Annotated in this window: 1 protein-coding gene; it reads left to right on the top strand. The window is 69.0% G+C overall.

Translation table 11 applies throughout. The features are described 5' to 3' along the window. Positions 1-195 precede the first annotated feature (195 nt). Entirely contained in the window at positions 196-21,720 is a 21,525-nt protein-coding gene (locus tag K426_RS26535) for an autotransporter outer membrane beta-barrel domain-containing protein (RefSeq protein WP_145907795.1), read from the top strand. The last annotated feature ends 59 nt before the right edge of the window (positions 21,721-21,779 follow it).

Raw genomic sequence — 21,779 nt, 5'->3', positions numbered from 1 at the left:
AGGCTCGCTTCATGTCGAGCCGACATGCTGATGATCGCGCCAGCGACAAGGTCTGGCTGGAACGTGTCTCGCCAATGCCGCGGTCATGGCGGGCCGCGCACCGCCAGGGGGCAATTCTTCAACGATAACTTCGAGGGCGCGCGCCTGCCTCACGGGCGGCGCGCAACGGCACAGGCGTGCACGCAGGGGGCAAATTTGCGTATTTCGGGTATGAAGGACCGCCAGCTGGGCGGCCGTGGACGTTCGATCGCAGCTGTCAGGATCTGGCGGACGAGCGTGTCGATCGTTGCGCTTTCGATGATCAGCGCGCCTGGCGGACCGATTGTCTCTGCCGCCTATGCAGCCGATCCCACGCCCACGCCCACGCCCACGCCCACGCCTCCGCCTCCGCCCATCGTGGTCCCTCCGGTCGGTGGCCAGATCCTCAATCCGATCACTGGCACGTTCGAGACGGTGACCGAGGTCCAGCCGCCAATGATGGTGACCACGGACCAAAACAACGTGATCCTGCTGGCGACCCAGGTGGGCCAGACCTTCACTGTTACCACCGGCGATAGTTCCACCACCTATACGGTAAGTGCGGTCACCCTAAACGGCGAGGGTAAGCCGACGTCGGTATCGCTCACGGATGCAGACAGCAATGTCAGCGAAACAGAGGTGGTGACATCAGTCGCGCCGGCGACGAACGCCACCTCCGCCGGTCAGGTGAGCTTCCCCGCAGCCGGCACGGGTGAACATCTCTACCGCAACGTATCGCGCGGCGGTAACGGCGGTAATGGTCACGCCGGCGCCCTTTTCATCAAGGCGGGGAACGGCGGCGCCGGGGCGAATGGCGGCACGTTCAACGATACGCTCGACGCCTCCTATGGCCAGATTATCTCGAACAGCTTCAACACCGCGGGTGTGATCGTGCAGAGCATCGGAGGCGATGGCGGTCGGGGCGGCAACGGGTATCTGTTCGCCAATGGAGGGCGAGGGGGGGATGCCGGCGTCGGCGGCGATGTCACCTTCTCCAATTCAAACAAGGTCACGACCACCGGGTCAAGCAGCTACGGCATCCTGGTCACCAGTTCGAGCGGCAAGGGCGGCGATGGCGGCAGCGGGTTCCTGTCGAGCGGCGGCAGCGGCGGCGGCTCGCCCGGCATCGGGGGCGACGCGACGGTCACCAACAGCGGTGAGGTAGCGACCAGCGGCGCAGGATCGATCGGCATCTACGCACAGAGCCTTGGCGGATCGGCGGGCGATGGCGGTGGCAGCTATGGCCTTGTAGCGTCCGCGGGCGGCGGAAGCTATGGCGGCATCGGGGGCGATGCACGGGTCAACCAGAACGGGACGGTTCAGACTGCGGGCGCCGGCGCTCATGGCGTTTATGCCCAGTCGGTCGGCGGCAGCGGCGGGGACGGCGGCAGCGGCGGCGGGCTCTTTGCCAGCGGCAGCAATGGCGGCGCCGGCGGCGCCGGCGGCAATGCCGCGATAACCGCCGGAGCGAATTCATCGACAAGCACGAATGGCGACTATGCCCACGGCCTGTTCGCCCAGTCGATCGGCGGCGGCGGCGGCAATGGTGGCGTGACCGCAGGCGCGATCGCGCTTGGCAGCACCGGGAGCCAGGGCAGCGACGGCGGTAATGCAAGCGTCTCGGTAGCGCAGGGCGCGACTATCGCGACCGCCGGCCTGGGCTCCTATGGCATCATGGCCCAGTCCGTGGGCGGCGGCGGCGGAAGCGCAGGCGTGACTGCGGGCCTTGCAAGCCTTGGCGGCGGCGGCGAGGGTGGGGGCGACGGCGGCAATGTGACGGTTGTCACCGCTGCGACGATCACAACGGCAGGTGTGGATGGAAAGGGCGTATTTGCCCAGTCTGTCGGCGGCGGCGGCGGTTCGGCCTCCGGTTCGGGCGGTCTTGTTTCGCTAGGAGGATCCGGCGCGGGGGGCGGCGATGGCGGGACGGTTTCCGTCACCCAGGGCCTGGCCGGGTCGGTTACTACCGATGGCCATTGGGCGGACGCGATTTTCGCGCAATCCGTAGGCGGGGGCGGCGGTTCGGGCTCAGGCTCGGTCGGCCTGGTGGGGCTTGGCGGTTCGGGCGCGAGCGGCGGGCGCGGCGGCACCGTGATCGTCAACAACGCGGGCACGCTCAGAACGCGCGGTGACAATGCACGTGGCATATTCGCGCAGTCGGTCGGCGGCGGCGGCGGCGCAGGCGGCAATTCCGCGGGCCTGGTCGGCATTGGTGGCAGCGGAGCAGGAACCAGCCCTGGCGGCAGTGTGTCCGTTACCAATTCGGGTGCGATTTTCACCCGCGGCCTTGGTTCGACAGGCATTGTCGCCCAGTCAGTCGGCGGCGGCGGCGGTGATGGCGGATCCTCGGCCGGCCTGATTTCCATTGGCGGCGGCGGCGGCGGCGGCGGCGACGGGGGAAATGTCGGGGTTGCCAACAGCGGCACCATCACGACCCAGGGCGCAAAGGCGCTGGGTATCATAGCACAGTCCATTGGCGGCGGCGGCGGCAATGGCGGCGCGACGGGCGGCGTCCTCTCAATCGGCGGCGATGGCGGCGACGGTGGTGATGGTGGGCAGGTAACGCTCGGACAGACTGGTCTGGTGTCCACCTCGGGGGATGATGCGACCGCGATCTTCGCGCAATCGATCGGTGGTGGCGGCGGCAATGGCGGCTCGGCTGTGTCCGCTGGCGCATTCGTAAGCGCAGCATTTGGCGGTTCGGGCGGCGGCGGCGGCGCAGGCGGCGCGGTCTGCGTCAACACCAACCTCAATTGCACCGTTGCACAATCCGATTCTGGCGCAGCCTATATCGAAACCTTCGGCGATCGCTCTGCAGCGCTGTTCGCGCAATCGATCGGCGGCGGCGGCGGCAATGGCGGCTTTGCTATTTCAGCGGCTGCCGGCATCGGGGGCTCTGCTGCTATGGCGTTCGGCGGATCGGGCGGAAGCGGCGGCGACGGCGACAAGGTGCTCGTCGGCTTCCAGGGGACGATTTCCACCCAAGGCGTCCTCTCCGATGGCATTTTTGCGAGCTCGGTTGGCGGCGGTGGTGGCAATGGCGGCTTCACCGTCGCTGCCGGGGCGTCGCTCGGCGGATCGATGGCCATGAGCTATGGCGGCGCTGGCGGTGTGGGCGGCCGGGGCGGTGCGGTGACCGTCAACAGCGCGGCCGACATCAGCACGGATGATGACCAGTCGCGCGGCATCCTCGCGCAATCGATCGGCGGCGGCGGCGGGAACGGCGGCTTTGCGGCGAGCGGGGTGATTGGCGTGGGCGCCATCACCGGAACCTTCGGCGGAGCGGGCGGTGCTGGCTCCAACGGTTCAACGGTCGATGTCATATCAGTCGGCAATATTTCGACGAAGGGAATCCAGTCTGACGCAATCTTCGCGGAAAGCGTTGGCGGCGGTGGCGGCAACGGCGGCTTTGCCGTCGGCCTGGCGGGTGGAGCCGCAGGAGCGGTCAGCCTTACGTTCGGCGGTGCGGCCGGCAATGGAGGATCGGCCGGGTCGGTCAGCGTCTCCTCGACCGGGAGACTCCAGACCGATGGTCTCAGCTCGAACGGCATCTTTGCCCAGTCGGTAGGCGGGGGCGGCGGCAATGGCGGTTTTGCCGTTTCCGGATCAGCAGGAGGTACTGGCGCTGTGTCGGCCTCCTTTGGCGGTCAGGGCGGCAATGGCGGTCACGGCGCAGCTGTCACGGTCGAAAATGATGGCGACATTGTCACTGATGGCGATCTCTCAAATGGCATCCTCGCGCAGTCCGTAGGTGGGGGCGGCGGCAATGGCGGCTTTGCCGCGAGCGTTTCTGGCGGCGGCATCGGAGCGGCCGGTCTTTCAATGGGTGGGCAGGGCGCCAACGGGGGCAGGGGGGACATTGTCCGCGTCGATTCCATTGGCAGCATCACGACCAATGGCGTTGCGGCGGCTGCAATCCTCGCACAATCGGTAGGCGGGGGCGGCGGCAATGGCGGAATGGCGCTCTCGGCCAGCGGGGGCTGGGCTGGCGGCGCTTCGCTCGCATTCGGGGGCGGGGGCGGCAATGGCGGATCTGCCGCCGCCGTCACGCTCAACAGTCAGGGTGACATCTCCACGCACGGTGCCAGTTCGCAAGGCCTGTTCGCGCAGTCGCTGGGCGGCGGCGGCGGTAATGGCGGCGGCACGATCTCGGTAGCCGGCGGTCAGGGCGGCGGGGCTTCGCTGAGCTTCGGGGGTTCAGGCGGCAATGGCGGCTCGGCTGGAGCAGTTGGGCTCGAGAGCATCGGTAATATCACGACCAACGGAGCGAACGCGGATGCCATCTTTGCGCAATCGCTGGGCGGTGGCGGCGGCAATGGCGGCTTTGCCATATCGGTCGCCGGGGGTCAATTTGGCGCGCTGAGCGCTGCCATGGGCGGCACTGGCGGCGCCGGCGGCACGGCGTCCAACGTCACTCTCAGTTCCGAAGGCACGTTAATCACCGAGGGCGATTTCGCCGCGGGCGCGCGGGCGCAATCGATCGGTGGTGGTGGCGGCAATGGGGGCTTTGCCATCAGTGCTGCGGGCGCACAATTCGGTGCGGTCTCGCTGGCCTTTGGCGGAGAAGGCGGTAGCGGCGGCACCGCGGGTAATGTGACTCTGACGTCCATCGGCGACGTCATGACCGATGGTGCCAATGCGCAAGGTCTGTTCGCGCAAACGGTGGGCGGCGGCGGCGGCAATGGCGGCTTTGCTGTAAGCGCGTCGGGCGCGCAATATGGCGCGGCGTCGATCAGTTTCGGCGGCAGCGGCGGTAACGGCGCCGTGGCGGGCAATGCGAGCCTTTCCAATACCGGCAGCATCCTGACGCTCGGCGATTTCAGCGCGGGCGCACAAGTCCAGTCGATCGGCGGCGGCGGTGGTAATGGTGGCTGGTCGGCCAGCGCTGCAGGCGGCCAATATGGCGCTGTCGGCCTTTCTTTCGGCGGGGCGGGCGGCACGGGCGGCGCCGCGGGCGATGTGACCCTCACGTCGACCGGCGATATCGGCACGGCAGGCACCCAGTCGAACGGGCTCTTCGCGCAGTCCGTCGGTGGCGGCGGGGGCAATGGCGGCTTCGCCGCCAGTGCGGCTGGTGCGCAATATGGGGCAGCTTCGCTTTCATTCGGCGGTGGCGCAGGCAGCGGCAGCGACGCCGGAACGGTCACGCTTTCGAACGATGGCATGATCGTCACCGAGGGCGCGATGTCTAATGGCATCCTTGCGCAGTCGGTTGGCGGGGGCGGCGGCAACGGCGGGTTCTCGGTTGCTGTCTCGGGCGCGCAATATGCCGCGCCCGCGCTCGCGCTTGGCGGCGCGGGTGGCAATGGCGGCAAGGGCGATGATGTCTCGGTCGATTCCACCGGCGACATCAGCACGGGCGGCGAACTTGCCTATGGCATTCTCGCGCAGTCACTGGGCGGCGGCGGCGGCAACGGCGGCTTTGCCCTGTCTGGTTCGATCGCCCTCAACGCCAATGGCCTGGGCGCATCGATCGCGGTAGGCGGACAGGGTGGTATTGGCGCAACCGCAGGCGACGTGCGTCTGGCGAGTGCCGGCGACATCTACACAACGGGCGCGGGGTCGGTCGGCCTGTTCGCGCAATCCGTTGGCGGTGGCGGTGGCAATGGCGGCTTTGCGGGCGCCTTGTCGCTATCGCAGGGCAATGCCGTTGGCGTCGGCATCGGCGGTAATGGCGGGACCGGCAATCGCGCAGGCGACGTCGATCTCAGCTCGGTCGGCAATGTGTCGACGCTCGGCGACAATGCCGCCGGTATCCAGGCGCAGTCGATTGGCGGTGGCGGCGGTAACGGCGGCTTCAGCCTCACCGCGACTGCGACCGTAAAGGGCCAGTCGATCGGCCGCAACGAAGGAGGATCCGGCGGGTCGGGTGGTGTTGCGGGCACCGTCGATGTGGCGAGCACCGGCACGGTCGAGACCAGCGGCAATCTCTCCAACGCTATCTTCGCCCAATCGGTAGGCGGCGGCGGCGGCAACGGCGGCTTCTCGGTGTCGGCCGGACTTTCCGCGGAAGGCAGCGCGGACACCCAAGGCATTGGCGGCAATGGCGGCACGGGCAATGATGCCGACGCCGTTACAGTCACGGCCGAAGCTGGCGCCGACGCCGCGATCCAAGGCTATTCGGTCGTCACGCGCGGGACGGGTTCAAACGGCATCTTCGCACAGTCTGTCGGTGGCGGTGGCGGCTCGGGCGGCTTCGCCGTTGGCGGCGCTTTCTCGGCCGAGGATGATGCAACCTCCAACCAGGTCGGCGGCGGCGGCGGAGCGGCGGGTAACGCCTCAACCGTGTCCGTCGTCAATGTCGGCCAGATCGCAACGCTCGGCGCGACGTCCAACGGCATCTTCGCCCAATCGGTCGGCGGCGGTGGTGGTTCCGGCGGTTTCGCCGTTGGGGCAGGCATCGCGGTCAAGAAGGATGCGGAGTCGAGCGTCGGCGGCGGTGAAGGCGGCGCAGCGGGCGATGCGGATAATGTCAGCGTCGATACGACCGGCCTTGTCTATACCGAAGGCGCGAATTCGAACGGCATCCTGGCACAGTCGGTCGGCGGCGGCGGGGGCGTCGGCGGCTTCACTGTCGGCGCAAGCTTCAGCGCGGAAGGCGATTCGACCAGCGACAGTGTTGGCGGCGCCGGCGGGTCCGGCGGCAATGCCGGCAGTGTCGATGTCGTCGCTCGCGAAGGGATTACGACCAAGGGCGCCGGCTCGAACGGCGTCTTTGCTCAGTCGGTGGGCGGGGGCGGTGGTTCCGGCGGATTTGCCGTCGGAGCCACCATTGCGCTTGAAGGCGAGGCGAAGTCCAATGTCGGCGGCGGAGAAGGCTCGCTCGGCGGCACGGCCGGCGACGTTAGCGTTGGCACCAGCGGCACGATCTGGACCGAAGGCGCGGCCGCGAACGGTATCTTCGCGCAATCGATTGGAGGCGGTGGCGGCAATGGCGGCTTCTCCGCCGGGCTAGGCTTCTCGACCAAGGGTGAAACGACTTCGGCGACTGTCGGCGGTGCTGGCGGCGGAGGCTCCATTTCCGGCGACGTGCTGGTCGATGCGGACAGCGATATTCGGACCATGGGCCAGGCGGCCAATGGCATCCTCGCCCAGTCGATTGGCGGCGGCGGCGGCACGGGGGGTTTCAGCGTCGGCGGGGCGATCTCGCTTGAGGGCAAGGCCGAGTCCTCCGTCGGTGGCGGTGGGGGGGGCACCGGGTCGGATGCGGGCGATGTGACCGTCCGCGGGTCGGGGGTTATCCAGACCGATGGCGACGATGCCAACGGCGTCTTTGCACAGTCGGTAGGCGGTGGCGGTGGCGCCGGGGGCTTCTCGGTCGGCCTGGGCCTGTCGATGAAGAACGAGGCTGCGAGCGACAGCGTCGGCGGCACCGGTGGTGGTGCTGGCAATTCCGGCGATGTGACTGTCGAGCGCAGCGGTGATATCCTCACCGGCGGCGCCAACGCGGCCGGAATCCTCGCCCAGGCGATCGGGGGCGGTGGTGGCCGCGGCGGATTCGCGGTCGGGCTCGGGGCGTCGCTGGAAGGCGACGCGTCGTCCTCGGTTGGCGGTGGTGGCGGTGGCTCGGCTGGCAATGCTGGCGCGGTCACCCTTTCCCAGACGGGCACGATCATTACGCAAGGCGACAATTCGGCCGGCGTGTTCGCGCAGTCCGTTGGCGGCGGCGGCGGCTCAGGCGGGTTCAGCGTCGGGGCAGGCTTCAGCCTGGACGGCGGCAGCGCTTCGACCAGTGTTGGCGGTTCGGGTGCGGGCGGCGGCTCGGCCGGCGATGTATCGGTGACTGTCGATGGCGATATCGGCACCGATGGCCGACTTTCGCACGGCATCTTTGCGCAGTCCGTTGGCGGCGGCGGCGGCTCGGGCGGATTCAGTGTCGGCGGCAGCTTCAGTCTCGATGGCGACACCAGCTCCACCGTCGGCGGTGGCGGCGGTGGCACCGGCGGCGATGCAGGCAATGTCCAGGTGGCCGGCAACGGCATCATCGTCACCAAGGGCACCTCCGCGAACGGCATTTTCGCGCAATCGGTCGGTGGCGGTGGCGGATCGGGCGGCTTTGCCGTCGGCCTCGACTTCAGCGCCAGCGGATCGGCGGCGAATGAAACGACCGGCGGCAGTGGCGGGGCGGGCGGTAGCGGCGGCGCCGTCACGATCGACCGCGAAGGCGCGATCGGCACCGAAGGCGATGGTGCGAATGGCATTCTCGCCCAATCGATAGGCGGCGGTGGCGGCCAGGGCGGATTTGTCGTGGGTCTCGGCTTATCGCTCGACAAGGACGCCAACTCTAAAGTTGGCGGCGGTGGCGGTGGTGTCGGCAACACGGCAGGCGACGTTTCCGTCGCGCAGGTCGGCAGCATATCCACCGCAGGCGTCAGCGCGAATGGTGTTTTTGCGCAGTCCGTGGGCGGCGGAGGTGGCTCCGGCGGGTTCGCCGTGGGCGCGGCCTTCTCGTCAAAGGGCAATGCATCGAGCAGCAGTGTCGGCGGCAATGGCGGCGTGGGCGGTACGTCCGGGAATGTAACGGTTTCGCAGACGGGCGACATCGGCACGGTCGGTGCGCTCTCCAATGCCATTCTCGCCCAGTCGATCGGCGGTGGCGGCGGTTCGGGCGGCTTCTCCGTCGGGGCCGGTGCATCGATCAGCGGCAAGGCAGAATCGGACGTCGGCGGCGGCGGTGGCGGCACAGGCGGGGACGCCGGATCGGTTTCCGTCACCAGTGAGGGTATCTTCACCACCGAAGGCTTCAACGCGTCCGGCATCTTTGCCCAATCCGTCGGCGGCGGCGGCGGCATTGGCGGCTTCAGCGTCGGAGCGGGCCTTGCTTCCGACGGCGGCGCGGCCAGCTCGAACGTTGGTGGCGGTGGCGGCGCAGGCGGCAACGCGTCGGCCGTCACCATCAGTCACAGCGGTGGCATCGCCACACAGGGTGTACAGGCAAACGGCATTTTCGCTCAGTCGGTCGGCGGCGGCGGTGGCGTCGGTGGATTCGCAGTCGGCGCTGGCGCGTCCCTCAAGGACGACGCGAATTCCAGTGTCGGTGGCGGCGCAGGTGGCGCCGCCGGTTCCGCCTCGGACGTCAGCGTGGCCCAGACGGGGCTCGTCATCACCAAGGGCGATGCGGCGAATGGCGTGCTGGCGCAATCCATCGGCGGCGGCGGCGGCGTGGGCGGTTTTTCCGTCTCGGCGGCACTCTCGTCAGAAGGTGGCGCGGCTTCGGAGGCCACGGGCGGCGCGGGCGGCTCGTCGGGCAATGCTGGCAAGGTCGATGTAACGGTCGATGGCGACATCCAGACCGACGGCGCGCATGCGCGCGGCGTGTTTGCGCAATCGGTCGGTGGCGGTGGCGGAGCCGGTGGCTTTGCCGTCGGTGCCGGCGCATCGATTGCAGGCGATGCCGGCTCGGCGACCGGCGGCGGCCTTGGCGGGGCCTCGGGGAATGCGGACGCGGTGACCGTCGATGTCACCGGCAACATAATTACCAACGGCCTCGGCTCGAGTGCGATCATCGCCCAGTCGGTGGGCGGCGGCGGCGGAGCCGGCGGGTTTGCCGTGGGTGCAGGTCTGTCGTCGGATGGAGGCTCCTCGGCTGAGACAACCGGTGGCGGTGGCGGTTCCGCCGGACATGCCGGTGCGGTCAAGGTCACGCATACTGGCGGCATCGAAACCTTCGGCGATCAGTCGGGCGCGGTCCTAGCGCAGTCGATCGGCGGCGGTGGCGGCTCGGGCGGCTTTGGCGTCGGCGGCGCCCTGAGCGTCAGTGGCGCGGCATCCTCCGAGGTCGGCGGTGGCGAGGGCGGTGCGGCGGGTGATGCCGATACGGTCGATGTCGCCAACTTCGGCGACATCTATACGCACGGCACCAATTCGGCCGCTATTACAGCGCAGTCGATTGGCGGCGGCGGCGGTCAGGGCGGCTTCTCTGTCTCTGCAGGCGCCGCGCTCGCCGGCGCGGACGCAGTATCCAGCTCGACGGGCGGCGCGGGCGGATCGGCAGGGACCGGCTCGGACGTCACGGTAACATCGGTCGGCAACATCAACCTGTTCGGTGATCACAGCCGCGGCATTGTCGCCCAGTCGATCGGCGGGGGCGGTGGCGCGGGTGGTTTCTCGGTCACTGGTGCCATCGCGACCCAGGGCTCGGGTGCATCAGACAGCGTCGGCGGCGCCGGCGGGGCTGGTAACTCCGCAGGATCCGTCACGGTCAATTCGAACGGTCAGATCCTGACGCGCGGTGACGGATCCAACGCCGTCCTGGCGCAGTCCATTGGTGGCGGCGGCGGCGCCGGCGGCTTCTCCGGCAGCCTCGCCGCGGCGGCGGGCGGCGGCTCGGCTAACAGTTCCGTTGGCGGCAACGGTGGCATTGGATCGGACGCAGGCGACGTGTCGCTCACGCTGAGTGGCGCCGTCGGGACGCTCGGGAATAATTCCGCAGCGATCGTCGCCCAGTCGATCGGCGGCGGTGGTGGCGTCGGGGGCTTCTCCATCGGCGCGTCCTTTGCCTCCGATGGCGAGGGCGCCTCCGATGTCACAGGCGGTTCGGGCGGCGATGGCGGTGTGGGCGCAGACGTCCTCGTCAACAACAGCGCGCTGGTCCAGACCCATGGCAGCCTCTCGGCCGGTATCCTGGCCCAATCGATCGGCGGCGGCGGCGGCGCTGGCGGCTTCGCCGCGTCCGCGACGCTCGCATTGGGCGAAGGTGCGGCTTCCACCGCTACCGGCGGCCAGGGCGGCGGCGGCCAGAATGCCGGAAAGGTCACCGTCCAGAACTCGGGCGACATCTATACCTTTGCGTCCGCTTCCAATGGCATCGTCGCGCAATCGATCGGCGGCGGCGGCGGCCAGGGCGGCTTTGCCGGCTCCTTCACCATCTCCTCGACCTCCGAAGCCGTGAACAACAGCCTGGGTGGGGCGGGCGGAGCCGGTGGCGACGCGGACGCGGTGAAGGTCGTCAACACCGGTGACATTCTGGTGAATGGCGATCGCTCCGTTGCGATCATGGCGCAGTCGATCGGCGGCGGCGGCGGCTCGGGCGGCTTCTCGCTTGGCCTTGGCGCATCGCAGGCGACCGCCGCGAACGACGCCGTGGGCGGTTCGGGCGGCGCGGGCGGCAATGCCGGTGCTGTCGAAGTCGGCAACGGCTCAGACGGTTCAATCATCACAACCGGTCGGTTCGGCTATGCGGTCTTTGCGCAGTCGATCGGCGGCGGTGGCGGCGCCGGTGGTTTCGCGACCGGCGGAGCGCTGTCGGTCAGTGAAGGCGCGGCCTCCAGGATCGGCGGCGGTGAGGGCGGAGCGGCAGGCGATGGCAGCGACGTCGCGGTCAATAATTACAGCCTCATCCAGACGAGCGGTGTCGGCGCAACGGCGGTCTTCGCGCAATCCATCGGCGGTGGTGGCGGGGCCGGCGGCTTTGCAGCCGGCGCTGGCCTTGCGGGGGGCTCGGATAGCGCGCTGTCGAACACGATCGGCGGCGGCGCGGGGACCGGCGGTTCCGCTGGCAATGTCAGGTTGTTCAACGATGGCTCGATCCTCACCGAAGGCGCGAGCGCGACAGCGGTGCTGCTGCAGTCGATCGGCGGCGGCGGCGGCAAGGGCGCCTTTGCCGTGGGCGGCGCGCTCTCCATGGGCGGTGCCGCGAGCGACAATGTCGGCGGGGAGGGCGGCGCGGCGGGATCGGCGGGTGACGTCACACTGACGAACACCGCTGGTGCGACGATCGTGACCAAAGGTGCGATGTCGATCGCGATCCAGGCGCAGTCCATTGGCGGCGGCGGCGGCGCGGGCGGCTTCTCGGCCGGTGCCGGCCTCGCGCTCGATGGTGACGCGGAATCAAGCGTCGGGGCAGGATCGGGCGGCGCGGGCGGATCTGCCGGTGCCGTCACCATCACCAATGCAGGCAATGTCGGCACGATGGGTGACAATGCGCTGGCAGTGTTGGCGCAATCCATCGGCGGCGGTGGCGGCTCGGGTGGCTTTGCGGTCTCGGGCGGGCTGAGCGCGCAGGGCGGAGCGGTCAATAATTCCGTGGGCGGTCAAGGCGCAGGTGGCGGCAGTGGCGGCCTCGTGTCGATCTCCAACAGCGGTACGATCCAGACGCTGGGCACCAACGCAACGGCAGTGCTGGCGCAGTCGGTCGGCGGCGGTGGCGGCGTCGGGGGCTTCTCTGCTGGAGCGGCCGCGGCGAATGCGGATGCTGCATCGAACCTGGTCGGCGGCGACGGTGGTGTGGCAGGCGACGGTGGCGACGTAACCATCGTCAATGCCGAAACCGGCATTATCGAAACACTCGGAGCCTTCTCCAACGGCGTCTACGCGCAATCCATCGGCGGCGGTGGTGGATCCGGCGGCTTTGCCGCAGGCGGCGCGCTCGGAATAGAGGGCGATGTCACCTCGAAGGTGGGTGCGGGTTCGGGCGGGGCCGGCGGCGACGGCGGCGCGATCGGCATCGTCAATGGCGGCAGCGTGCTGACCGCCGGTGACAATGCCATCGCCATCTTCGCGCAATCGGTGGGCGGCGGCGGCGGCCAGGGCGGTTTTGCGGCTGGCGGCGGTCTCAGCGCGCAAGGCGGCGGCGCATCCGACAATGTCGGCGGTGCTGGTTCCGGGGCGGGCGATGGCGGCAGGGTCACGATCGAATCCACCGGTTCGGTGGGCACGCTCGGCCAGAACGCGACGGCTGTGTTTGCTCAATCGGTTGGTGGCGGCGGCGGGGCGGGCGGCTTCTCGGTCGGCGCGGCGGCGTCGCAAGCCGACAGTGCTTCGAGCAATATCGGCGGCAATGGCGGCGGTGGCGGCGCAGGCGGCGACGTCACGCTCGCCAACGGCTCGGGCACCATCACGACCCAAGGCGCGCTTTCCTACGGCGTCTATGCGCAGTCCATCGGCGGTGGTGGCGGTGCCGGTGGGTTCGCTGCAGGTGGTTCGATCGGCCTCGAAGGCAAGGCGGAATCGACCGTCGGCGGGGGAGCCGGCGGAGCGGGCGGGCAGGGTGGCCTCGTCACGCTCACCAATGACGGCCTAATTGCGACGAAGGGCGCAGGCTCGGTCGCGATGTTCGCTCAGTCGGTAGGCGGCGGGGGCGGAGCGGGCGGCTTCGCCGTGGGCGCGGGCCTTTCCGCGCAAGGCGGTGCGGCATCCGATGCCGTAGGCGGCAGTGGCGGCGCGGGAGGCGACGGCGGTCTCGTCAGCATCACCACAAATGGTCATGTCCAGACCGAAGGGGCCAATGCGGCAGCGATCTTCGCGCAATCCGTGGGCGGCGGCGGCGGCAAGGGCGGATTCTCCGTCGGGGCCAGCGCTTCGCAGGCCGACAGCGCTTCGAGCATAGTCGGCGGCAGCGGGGGCGATGGTGGCCTTGGCGGCGACGTCAACGTTGAAAATGGCGCGGACGGCTCGGTCGCGACACTGGGCGCGCTTTCCTATGCGGTCTTTGCACAGTCGGTCGGCGGTGGCGGCGGTGCCGGTGGATTCACCGCCGGCGGCGCTCTCAGCCTGGAAGGCAATGCGAGCTCGACCATCGGCGCAGGAGAGGGCGCGGGCGGTGGTGCCGGCGGGATCGTCAGTGTGAGCAATGCCGGCTCGATCGGCACGGCTGGCGACGGTTCGCTGGCCGTGTTCGCACAGTCCATCGGTGGCGGTGGTGGCGCAGGTGGTTTTGCCGCCGGTGGCGGCCTGTCGGCTCAGGGAGGGGCGGCCTCCAGTAATGTCGGCGGTGCGGGCGGCGACGGCGGCGCAGGCGGTACGGTTGCAATCACCAACGCAGGCGCCATCCAGACCGAAGGCGCGAATGCTACGGCCATCTTCGCACAGTCCGTCGGCGGCGGCGGCGGTCAGGGCGGATTCTCGGTCGGCGCCGCGGGCGCGCAGGCTGAAAGCGCATCCAATGTGGTCGGCGGCACAGGTGGCGCCGGCGGCGACGGCGGCGATGTCACGATCGCCTCCTCGCAAGGCGGCCAGATTGTCACGCTGGGCGATTTCTCCTACGCTGTCTTTGCGCAATCGGTTGGCGCGGGTGGCGGGTCCGGCGGGTTCGCCGCCGGGGGTGCGGTCGGTCTGGAAAGCGATGCCAACTCGACCATCGGTGCCGGATCCGGCGCGGGCGGCGGTCTCGGTGGCATCGTGTCGCTCAACAATGCGGGCACGATCGGCACGGCGGGCAACGGCTCGGTGGCCGTGTTCGCGCAATCCGTCGGTGGCGGTGGTGGCGCCGGCGGCTTCGCAGCCGGTGGCGGCCTGTCGGCGCAGGGCGGCGCGGCCTCCGAGGTCATCGGCGGTGCTGGCGGCGGCGGCGGTGCCGGCGGCACGGTCGATCTCATCAATAGCGGTCTCGTGCAGACTGAGGGCGCCAACGCGGCGGCTATCTATGCACAGTCCGTTGGTGGTGGCGGTGGCAAGGGCGGCTTCTCCGTTGGCGCCGCCGGAGCGCAGGCGGACTCCGCCTCCAATGTCGTTGGTGGCACCGGTGGCGCCGGTGGTGCTGGCGGTGATGTGACGCTCGCCAACAATGGCGTGGATGCGACGATCACTACGCTTGGCGATTTCTCCTATGCCGTGTTCGCCCAGTCGGTGGGCGCAGGCGGTGGCTCCGGCGGTTTCGCAGCCGGCGGAGCGATCAGTCTCGAGGGCGACACCCATTCGACGATCGGCGCGGGCGAAGGTGCCGCGGGCGGCGGCGGCGGCGTCGTGTCGCTGGTCAACGCGGGCCGGATTGGAACGGCCGGCAATGGTTCAGTCGCCATCTTCGCGCAGTCGATTGGCGGTGGCGGTGGTGCCGGCGGCTTTGCCGCAGGCGGCGGCCTGTCCGCGCAGGGCGGCGCGATGTCGAGCAACATCGGCGGAGCCGGCGGCGCTGGTGGCACCGGCGGCACGGTCGATATCCTCAGCTCCGGCATAGTCCAGACCGAAGGCGCCAATGCGACCGCGATCTTCGCGCAATCGATCGGCGGGGGTGGCGGCCAGGGCGGCTTCTCCGTTGGCGGCGCAGGCGCGCAAGGCAAGAGCGCGTCCAACGTCATTGGAGGCAGCGGCGGTGATGGTGGCGATGGCGGGGATGTAACCATCGGCAATGAGGCCGGCGGCATCGTCACGACCCTGGGCGACTTCTCTTACGGTGTGTTCGCGCAATCCGTGGGCGCTGGTGGCGGCTCCGGCGGTTTTTCGGCCGGCGGGGCCATCGGTCTCGAGGGCGACGCGGACTCCAGCATTGGCGCTGGCTCTGGCGCGGGCGGCGGTATTGGTGGCCAGGTTGCGGTGACCAATGCCGGCACAATCGGCACGGCTGGCGCCGGCTCGGTCGCGGTGTTCGCGCAGTCGATCGGCGGCGGCGGTGGCGCGGGTGGTTTTGCGGCCGGCGGCGGGTTGACGCTGCAGGGCGGCGCTGCGTCCAACACCATCGGCAGCGGCGGCGGCGCGGGTGGCACTGGCGGGGATGTGACCATCGCATCTTCGGGTGAAATCCTGACCGCGGGCGCCAATGCGACCGCCATTTTCGCCCAGTCGGTTGGCGGCGGTGGCGGCAAGGGCGGATTTGCGGTTGGCGCAGCAGGCGGCGATGCGGCGTCTGCCTCGACAGTCGTGGGCGGCGCAGGTGGTGACGGCGGTGACGGCGGCGTGGTGGCGATCAGCAATGATGTCACCGGCAAGGTCGTTACGCGCGGCGCACTTTCCTATGCGGTGTTCGCCCAGTCGGTTGGCGGCGGCGGTGGCCAGGGCGGCTTTGCGGCCGGTGGTGCTCTTTCCGTCAGCGATGATGCAACCTCCAGCGTTGGTGGTGGCTCTGGTGCGGGCGGCGGCATCGGCGGCGATGTTACGCTCACCAATCTCGGCGAGATCGGCACCACGGGCGACGGATCGCTTGGCGTGTTCGCGCAATCGGTGGGCGGTGGCGGTGGCGCAGGCGGCTTCGCGGTCGGCGGTGGGCTGTCGGCGCAAGGTGCCTCCGCATCGAATGCCATTGGCGGGCAAGGCGGTGTCGGCGGGGCCGGCGGTCTCATCGACCTCGAAAATGGCGGCGAGATCACCACGCTCGGCGCCAACGCGACGGGCCTGTTCGCGCAGTCGATCGGGGGCGGCGGCGGTGTCGCCGGCTTCGCGGCAGGTGGCTCTGCATCGCAGGCAGGCGCGGTTTCGCAGAATGTCGGCGGCGACGGCGGCTCGGCAGGCGCGGGTGGCGACATTGTCATCGGCAACCTGGCCGACGCCAGGATCGAGACTCACGGCGCGATTTCCTACGGCGTCTTCGCGCAATCGGTTGGCGGTGGTGGCGGCACTGGCGGCTTTGCCGCGGGCGGCGCGCTCGCTGTCAGCGACAATGTCGAGAACGTCATCGGCGGCGGTTCCGGTGGTGCGGCCGGCGCAGGTGGAACGATCAGCTTCGGCAATGCCGGGCAGGTGGTCACGCTGGGCGACGCGTCGATTGGTGTTTTCGCGCAATCGGTCGGCGGGGGCGGCGGCGCAGGCGCGTTCGCGGCGGGCGGTGGCCTCTCAGCCCAGGGCGCTGCGGCGAACACGGCTGTCGGTGGCGCGGGCGGTGACGGCGGCGCAGGCGGCCGCATCGATCTCGTCAACAGTGGGTTGGTGGCGACGGCGGGCGATTCCGCGGTGGCTATCCTCGCGCAGTCGGTTGGCGGCGGCGGCGGCGTCGGCGGCTTTGCCGTCGGCGGCACCGCATCACGTCTCAATGCGGCCTCGGACACCGTCGGCGGCTCCGGCGGCGCGGGTGGCGAAGGTGGCGACATCACGCTCACCAACGCATCGACCGGTGAAATCCTGACCGAAGGCGCGTTCGCCTATGGCGTGCAGGCCCAGTCCATTGGAGGTGGCGGCGGCAATGGCGGCTTTGCGGCGAGTGGCACGCTTGCGCTCGATGGCGATGCTGCCTCCTCCATCGGAGCGGGTAGCGGCGCCGGCGGTGGCCGGGGCGGCGCGATAACCCTGTCCAATGATGGCCTGATCCAGACCGGCGGCGCGGGGGCCATCGCTCTCTTCGCCCAGTCGGTCGGCGGCGGCGGCGGGGCCGGTGGCTTTGCCGGTGGCCTGACGGGATCGGGCGACAGCGCCTTCAGTTCAACTATTGGCGGTGCCGGCGGCGATGCGAGTGTCGGTGGTGACATCGTCGTCAGCAACACGGGCCAGATCCATGCGGCGGGCGACAATTCCGCGGGCATCTTCGCGCAATCCGTGGGCGGTGGCGGCGGCGCCGGTGGCTTCTCACTCGCCGCAAGCGGCGGGATGTCCAGCCTGTCCAACAGTCTTGGCGGTAGCGGCGGCGCGGGCGGCGACGGTGGCGCGATCAGGGTTACCAACGCGGCGGATGCGACGATCGTGGCCGACGGCCTCCTTTCCTACGGCGTGTTCGCACAGTCCGTGGGCGGCGGCGGCGGCAAAGGCGGCTTTGCCGTCGATGGCAGCCTGGCGGCTGCAGGTTCGGTCAGTTCGAACCTGGGCGCGGGATCCGGCGCCGGCGGTGGCAACGGCGGCCGGATCGATATCGACAATGGCGGCAATGTGCTGGCGAAGGGCGCGGGTTCGGTTGCGGTGTTCGCGCAATCGATCGGCGGCGGTGGCGGCGCAGGTGGCTTCGCAGGCGGCCTGTCGGTCGGTCAGGGCGGGGCGATCGCACAGAGCGTGGGTGGCGCGGGTGCCGGCGGCGGCATCGGCGGCGATATCACGCTGGCCAATAGCGGCATCATCCAGACCCTCGATGCCAATTCGATGGGCGTCTTTGCCCAATCGGTCGGCGGCGGCGGTGGTCTTGGCGGCTTCTCGATCGCGGGTTCGGCGACCTCGGGCAGCGGCACCTCGACCAGCCTCGGCGGGTCCGGAGGCGCGGGCGGCGACGGCGGCACGATCGCGATCTCCAACAGCGGTGTCGTCAATACCAAGGGCGACCTTTCCTACGGCGTCTTCGCGCAGTCGATTGGCGGCGGTGGCGGTGTCGCGGGCATGGCTGTCTCCGGCACGCTCAGCAGCGGCCTTGACGGCCTGACATCGGCCATTGGCGGCACTGGCGGAGCTGGCGGTGACGGCGGTGCCATCACGGTCACCAACAGCGGCGACATTATCGTCGAAGGCGCGGCGTCGGTGGGCATCCTTGCCCAATCGATCGGCGGTGGCGGCGGGGCCGGGGGCTTCTCCGGCGCGCTCAGCGTGTCGGGTGGAACGCTCGGCAATCAGGTCGGCGGCCAGGGCGGTGGCGGCGGTGATGGCGGCGACGTCACGGTCACGTCGACCGGCAGCATCGTCACGCTGCAGGATGACTCCGTCGCGGTGCTCGCCCAGTCGATTGCCGGGGGCGGGGGCCAGTCAGCGTTCGCCATTTCGGCTCAGGTCGGTGCGTTCGATTTCGTCAATCTTGGCCTGGGCGCCCACGGCGATGGCATCAGCGGCAAGCAAGGCAAGGTCGTCGTCAATCTCTCGGGCGGCACGATTCAGAGCGCAGGCGCGCTTTCCTATGGCGTGCTTGCGCAGGCGATCGGTGCGGGCGGCGGCAATGCCGCCATCTCGGTCCCCGATCCCCTCGAGGTTGGTGCAGGCGGCCTTGCGCTCCAGCTCGGCAGCACGGGCGGTGTCGCCGGCGACGGTAATGTCGTCGATGTCACCAATGCCAACGAGATACTGACGCTGGGCGCGGGAGCCGTGGGCTTCTCCGCACAGTCGATCGGCGGCGGCGGCGGCATGGAGGGCGTCACAGGTGACGTCCATCTCGGCGGCGGCGACGGCATCTGGTCGACCACGGTCGGCGGTAGCTCGACGTCTTCCGGATCGGGCCAAGCCATCACCATCGCCAATACAGCGGCGATCGTCACGCAGGGCGACAACGCCATCGGTCTCCTCGCCCAGTCGGTTGGCGGCGGCGGCGGCAACGGCAGCATGTCACTCGGCCTTACGGAGGGCTCGCTTTACGGCCTCAACCTCAATGTGGGCGGATCGCAGACGACCGCTAGCAATGGCGGTGACATTGAGTTCACGACGTCGACTGGCGGCATTGAAACCGCAGGCAACCTTGCATCTGGCCTTGTCGTGCAGTCGATCGGCGGGGGTGGCGGCGTCGCTGGCTTCACGTCGATTGACGGCGCGGACATCGGTGAGGGCGGTATCACGCTCTCTGCCGGCGCGACCGGCGGTGCGGGTGGCGATGGCGGCAATATCTCGCTCACCCAGAAGGCGAACATCGTCACGAGCGGCGCCGGCGCGAACGCGGTGTTGATCCAGTCGATCGGCGGTGGCGGCGGCTATGCCGGCATCGACAATAGTGGCCAAGCGGCGACCGTGAACGGACTCCGACTTGGCGGCGGTGCGAACGGCTCCGGCGGTGCAATCGACTTCACCCTTGATGCCGGTGTCCAGACGAGCGGTGCCGGCGCGGTCGGCGTCGCGGTCCAGTCGATCGGCGGCGGCGGCGGCATGCTCACCAGCATCGGCTCATCCGTCGATACACCGCTGGAGGTTGGGACCACGGGCGGCGCGACCGGCGACGGCGGCGCGGTCAAGGTTGCGACCAACGGTGTCATCCAGACCAGTGGCGCAGGATCGACCGCTCTCATCGTACAATCGATCGGCGGCGGCGGCGGTTCCGCGGTTGCCGTTGATGCGACCGGCGCGGTTCAGCAACCGGATGTCGTGCAGGCAAGTTCGGCTCCCGCCGCGCGCACCTTCTCGACCTTCAGCACGTTCGCGTCCCTGGCCTCGCCTGCTGGCGTCGGCGATGGCGGCGCTGTCGATGTGACGATCGGCGCGGCGATCCATGCCACAGGTGACCAGGCAAATGGTGTGGTTGTCCAATCCATTGGTGGTGGCGGTGCCTCTGGCGGGTCGCTTGCTGGTGCAGGCGCCGGCGGCGGACTTCACCTGACGGTCAATGCCGACGTCACCGCCAGCGGTGCGGGCGCCACGGCACTTGTCGCCGAAAGCAGTGGCGGGAACGGCGCTGCGCCGATCATCGTCGATATCGGTGCAGTCGAGGTTGTTGGTGGGATCGGCGGCCATGCCCTGTCGCTCTTGGGCGGCACGGACAATAGCGTCACGAATGCTGGCACGCTTGCGACCCAGGATGGTCAGGACGGCATGGTGATCTATGCCCAAGGCGGCAACAACAGCATCACCAACAGCGGACTGATCGTCGGTTCGATCGACCTGGGCGCGGGCAACAACAGCTTCACCAACACCGAGGGCGGCATCTTCCTTGCCGGTCCGATCGTGAACATGGGCACTGGCACCTTCACCAACTCGGGTATCATCAATCCGGGCGGCGCGGGCGTCGTCGCTAATCTCAACGTCAGCGGCGGTCTGTCGATGACGTCGACGAGCGTCTACAATGTCGATCTCGACTTCAAGACCGGCACGGCCGACAAGGTCATCGTCTCGGGCGGTGCGTCGCTCGCCGGCTCCCTCACCACCAATCTGCTCAACCTGGGTTACGCCCAGACCGGGCACCATGGTCTTGTGGTCATGGACGCAGCCGCCGGCATAACCGGCCAGGACAGCATCAGCCTGATCGCGCCCAACTCGGCGGTCGCGACCTTCAGCCTCGGCTATCCGTCCGCTCAAGAGCAGTCGCTCGATTATGTCATCGAATTCTCGCCTGAGGGGCTCAGCGCGCGCCAGGCCAGGATCGGCAGGGTACTCAATCGCATCCAGACGACGCCGACCGATGCGTTCGCTCCGACCGCTGCCGCGATCATTGCCATTCCGACTGTGTCGGCCCTGGGAACGATCTACCAGAGTCTGACGGGCGAAGGCACGACCGCAGCGCAGTCGGCGACGCTCTCGGCGGTTTCGAACAGCCATGACATCGTTGAGAGCCAGATCGGCACGCGGGTGGGATCCTATGCGGCAGCATACCGCCCCGAGCCGGCAGGCAATCTCTGGCTCGCGATGAAGGCCGGTCGTCAACGGCTGGACGGCACCGATGGCGCATTCGACATGCGTTCGAATGGCTTCGACATCCAGGGCGGCTGGGACTACCGCCCCAATGCACGCACCGTGGTTGGCGCGACGTTCGGCTACGATCGCGAGCGGTTCGCGGTAGCCGGCGTGGACACGTCAGGCAAGGCGCAGGTCTATACCGGCGGCGTCTATGGCGGCATCAACCCGGGCGCGTGGACGATCAGCGCAAGCCTGCTCTACAGCGCTGCGGACACGTCGCACACCCGATTCATGACAGTGCCGGGGGCCGGCAGCGTCAATGCCTATGGCGACTACAGCATGCATGCATGGTCGAGCCGCGCGCAGGTCGGCTATCGCGTCGGGCTTGGCGATGTGCAGTTCCAGCCCTTTGGCGCGCTCGAAGCGACGCGGCTCAGCCTCCCCGCCTACCATGAGACATCGGCCACCTCGGACGGCGAGCCTGGTGCGCTCAGCCTTGCCTTCGATGCCAAGCGGATGACCCGGACACGTAGCTTTCTTGGCACGGATGTCGCGGGACGGATCAGCCTGTCGGGCAGCAGCGAACTCATCACAACGCTGCGCGGGACCTGGATCCACGATTTCGACACGTCCCGGTCGGTCATCGCATCCTTTGCGAATGCACCGGTCGAGAAGTTTGAAACCTTCGGCGCCCCGGCGGTGAAGGACAGCGGCCGTTTCGACCTGCGCACCACCCTGCGCAACAGGAACTTCGACTTCCAGGTCGGTGGCAGCGCAACCGTTGGCGCGGGCTATAGTGACGTCAGCGTCCAGGCCGGCATCAGGATCAGAATGTGACCCGGTGACGCTTCCCTACCATTTGCACACCCCCTCCAATCGGCATTTCGCTCGCGTGA

It is taken from the genome of Sphingobium sp. TKS, from assembly GCF_001563265.1.
Classification (GTDB): domain Bacteria; phylum Pseudomonadota; class Alphaproteobacteria; order Sphingomonadales; family Sphingomonadaceae; genus Sphingobium.
The sequence above is the reverse complement of the archived record's forward strand: the minus strand, read 5'-3'. Positions and strand labels throughout refer to the sequence as shown.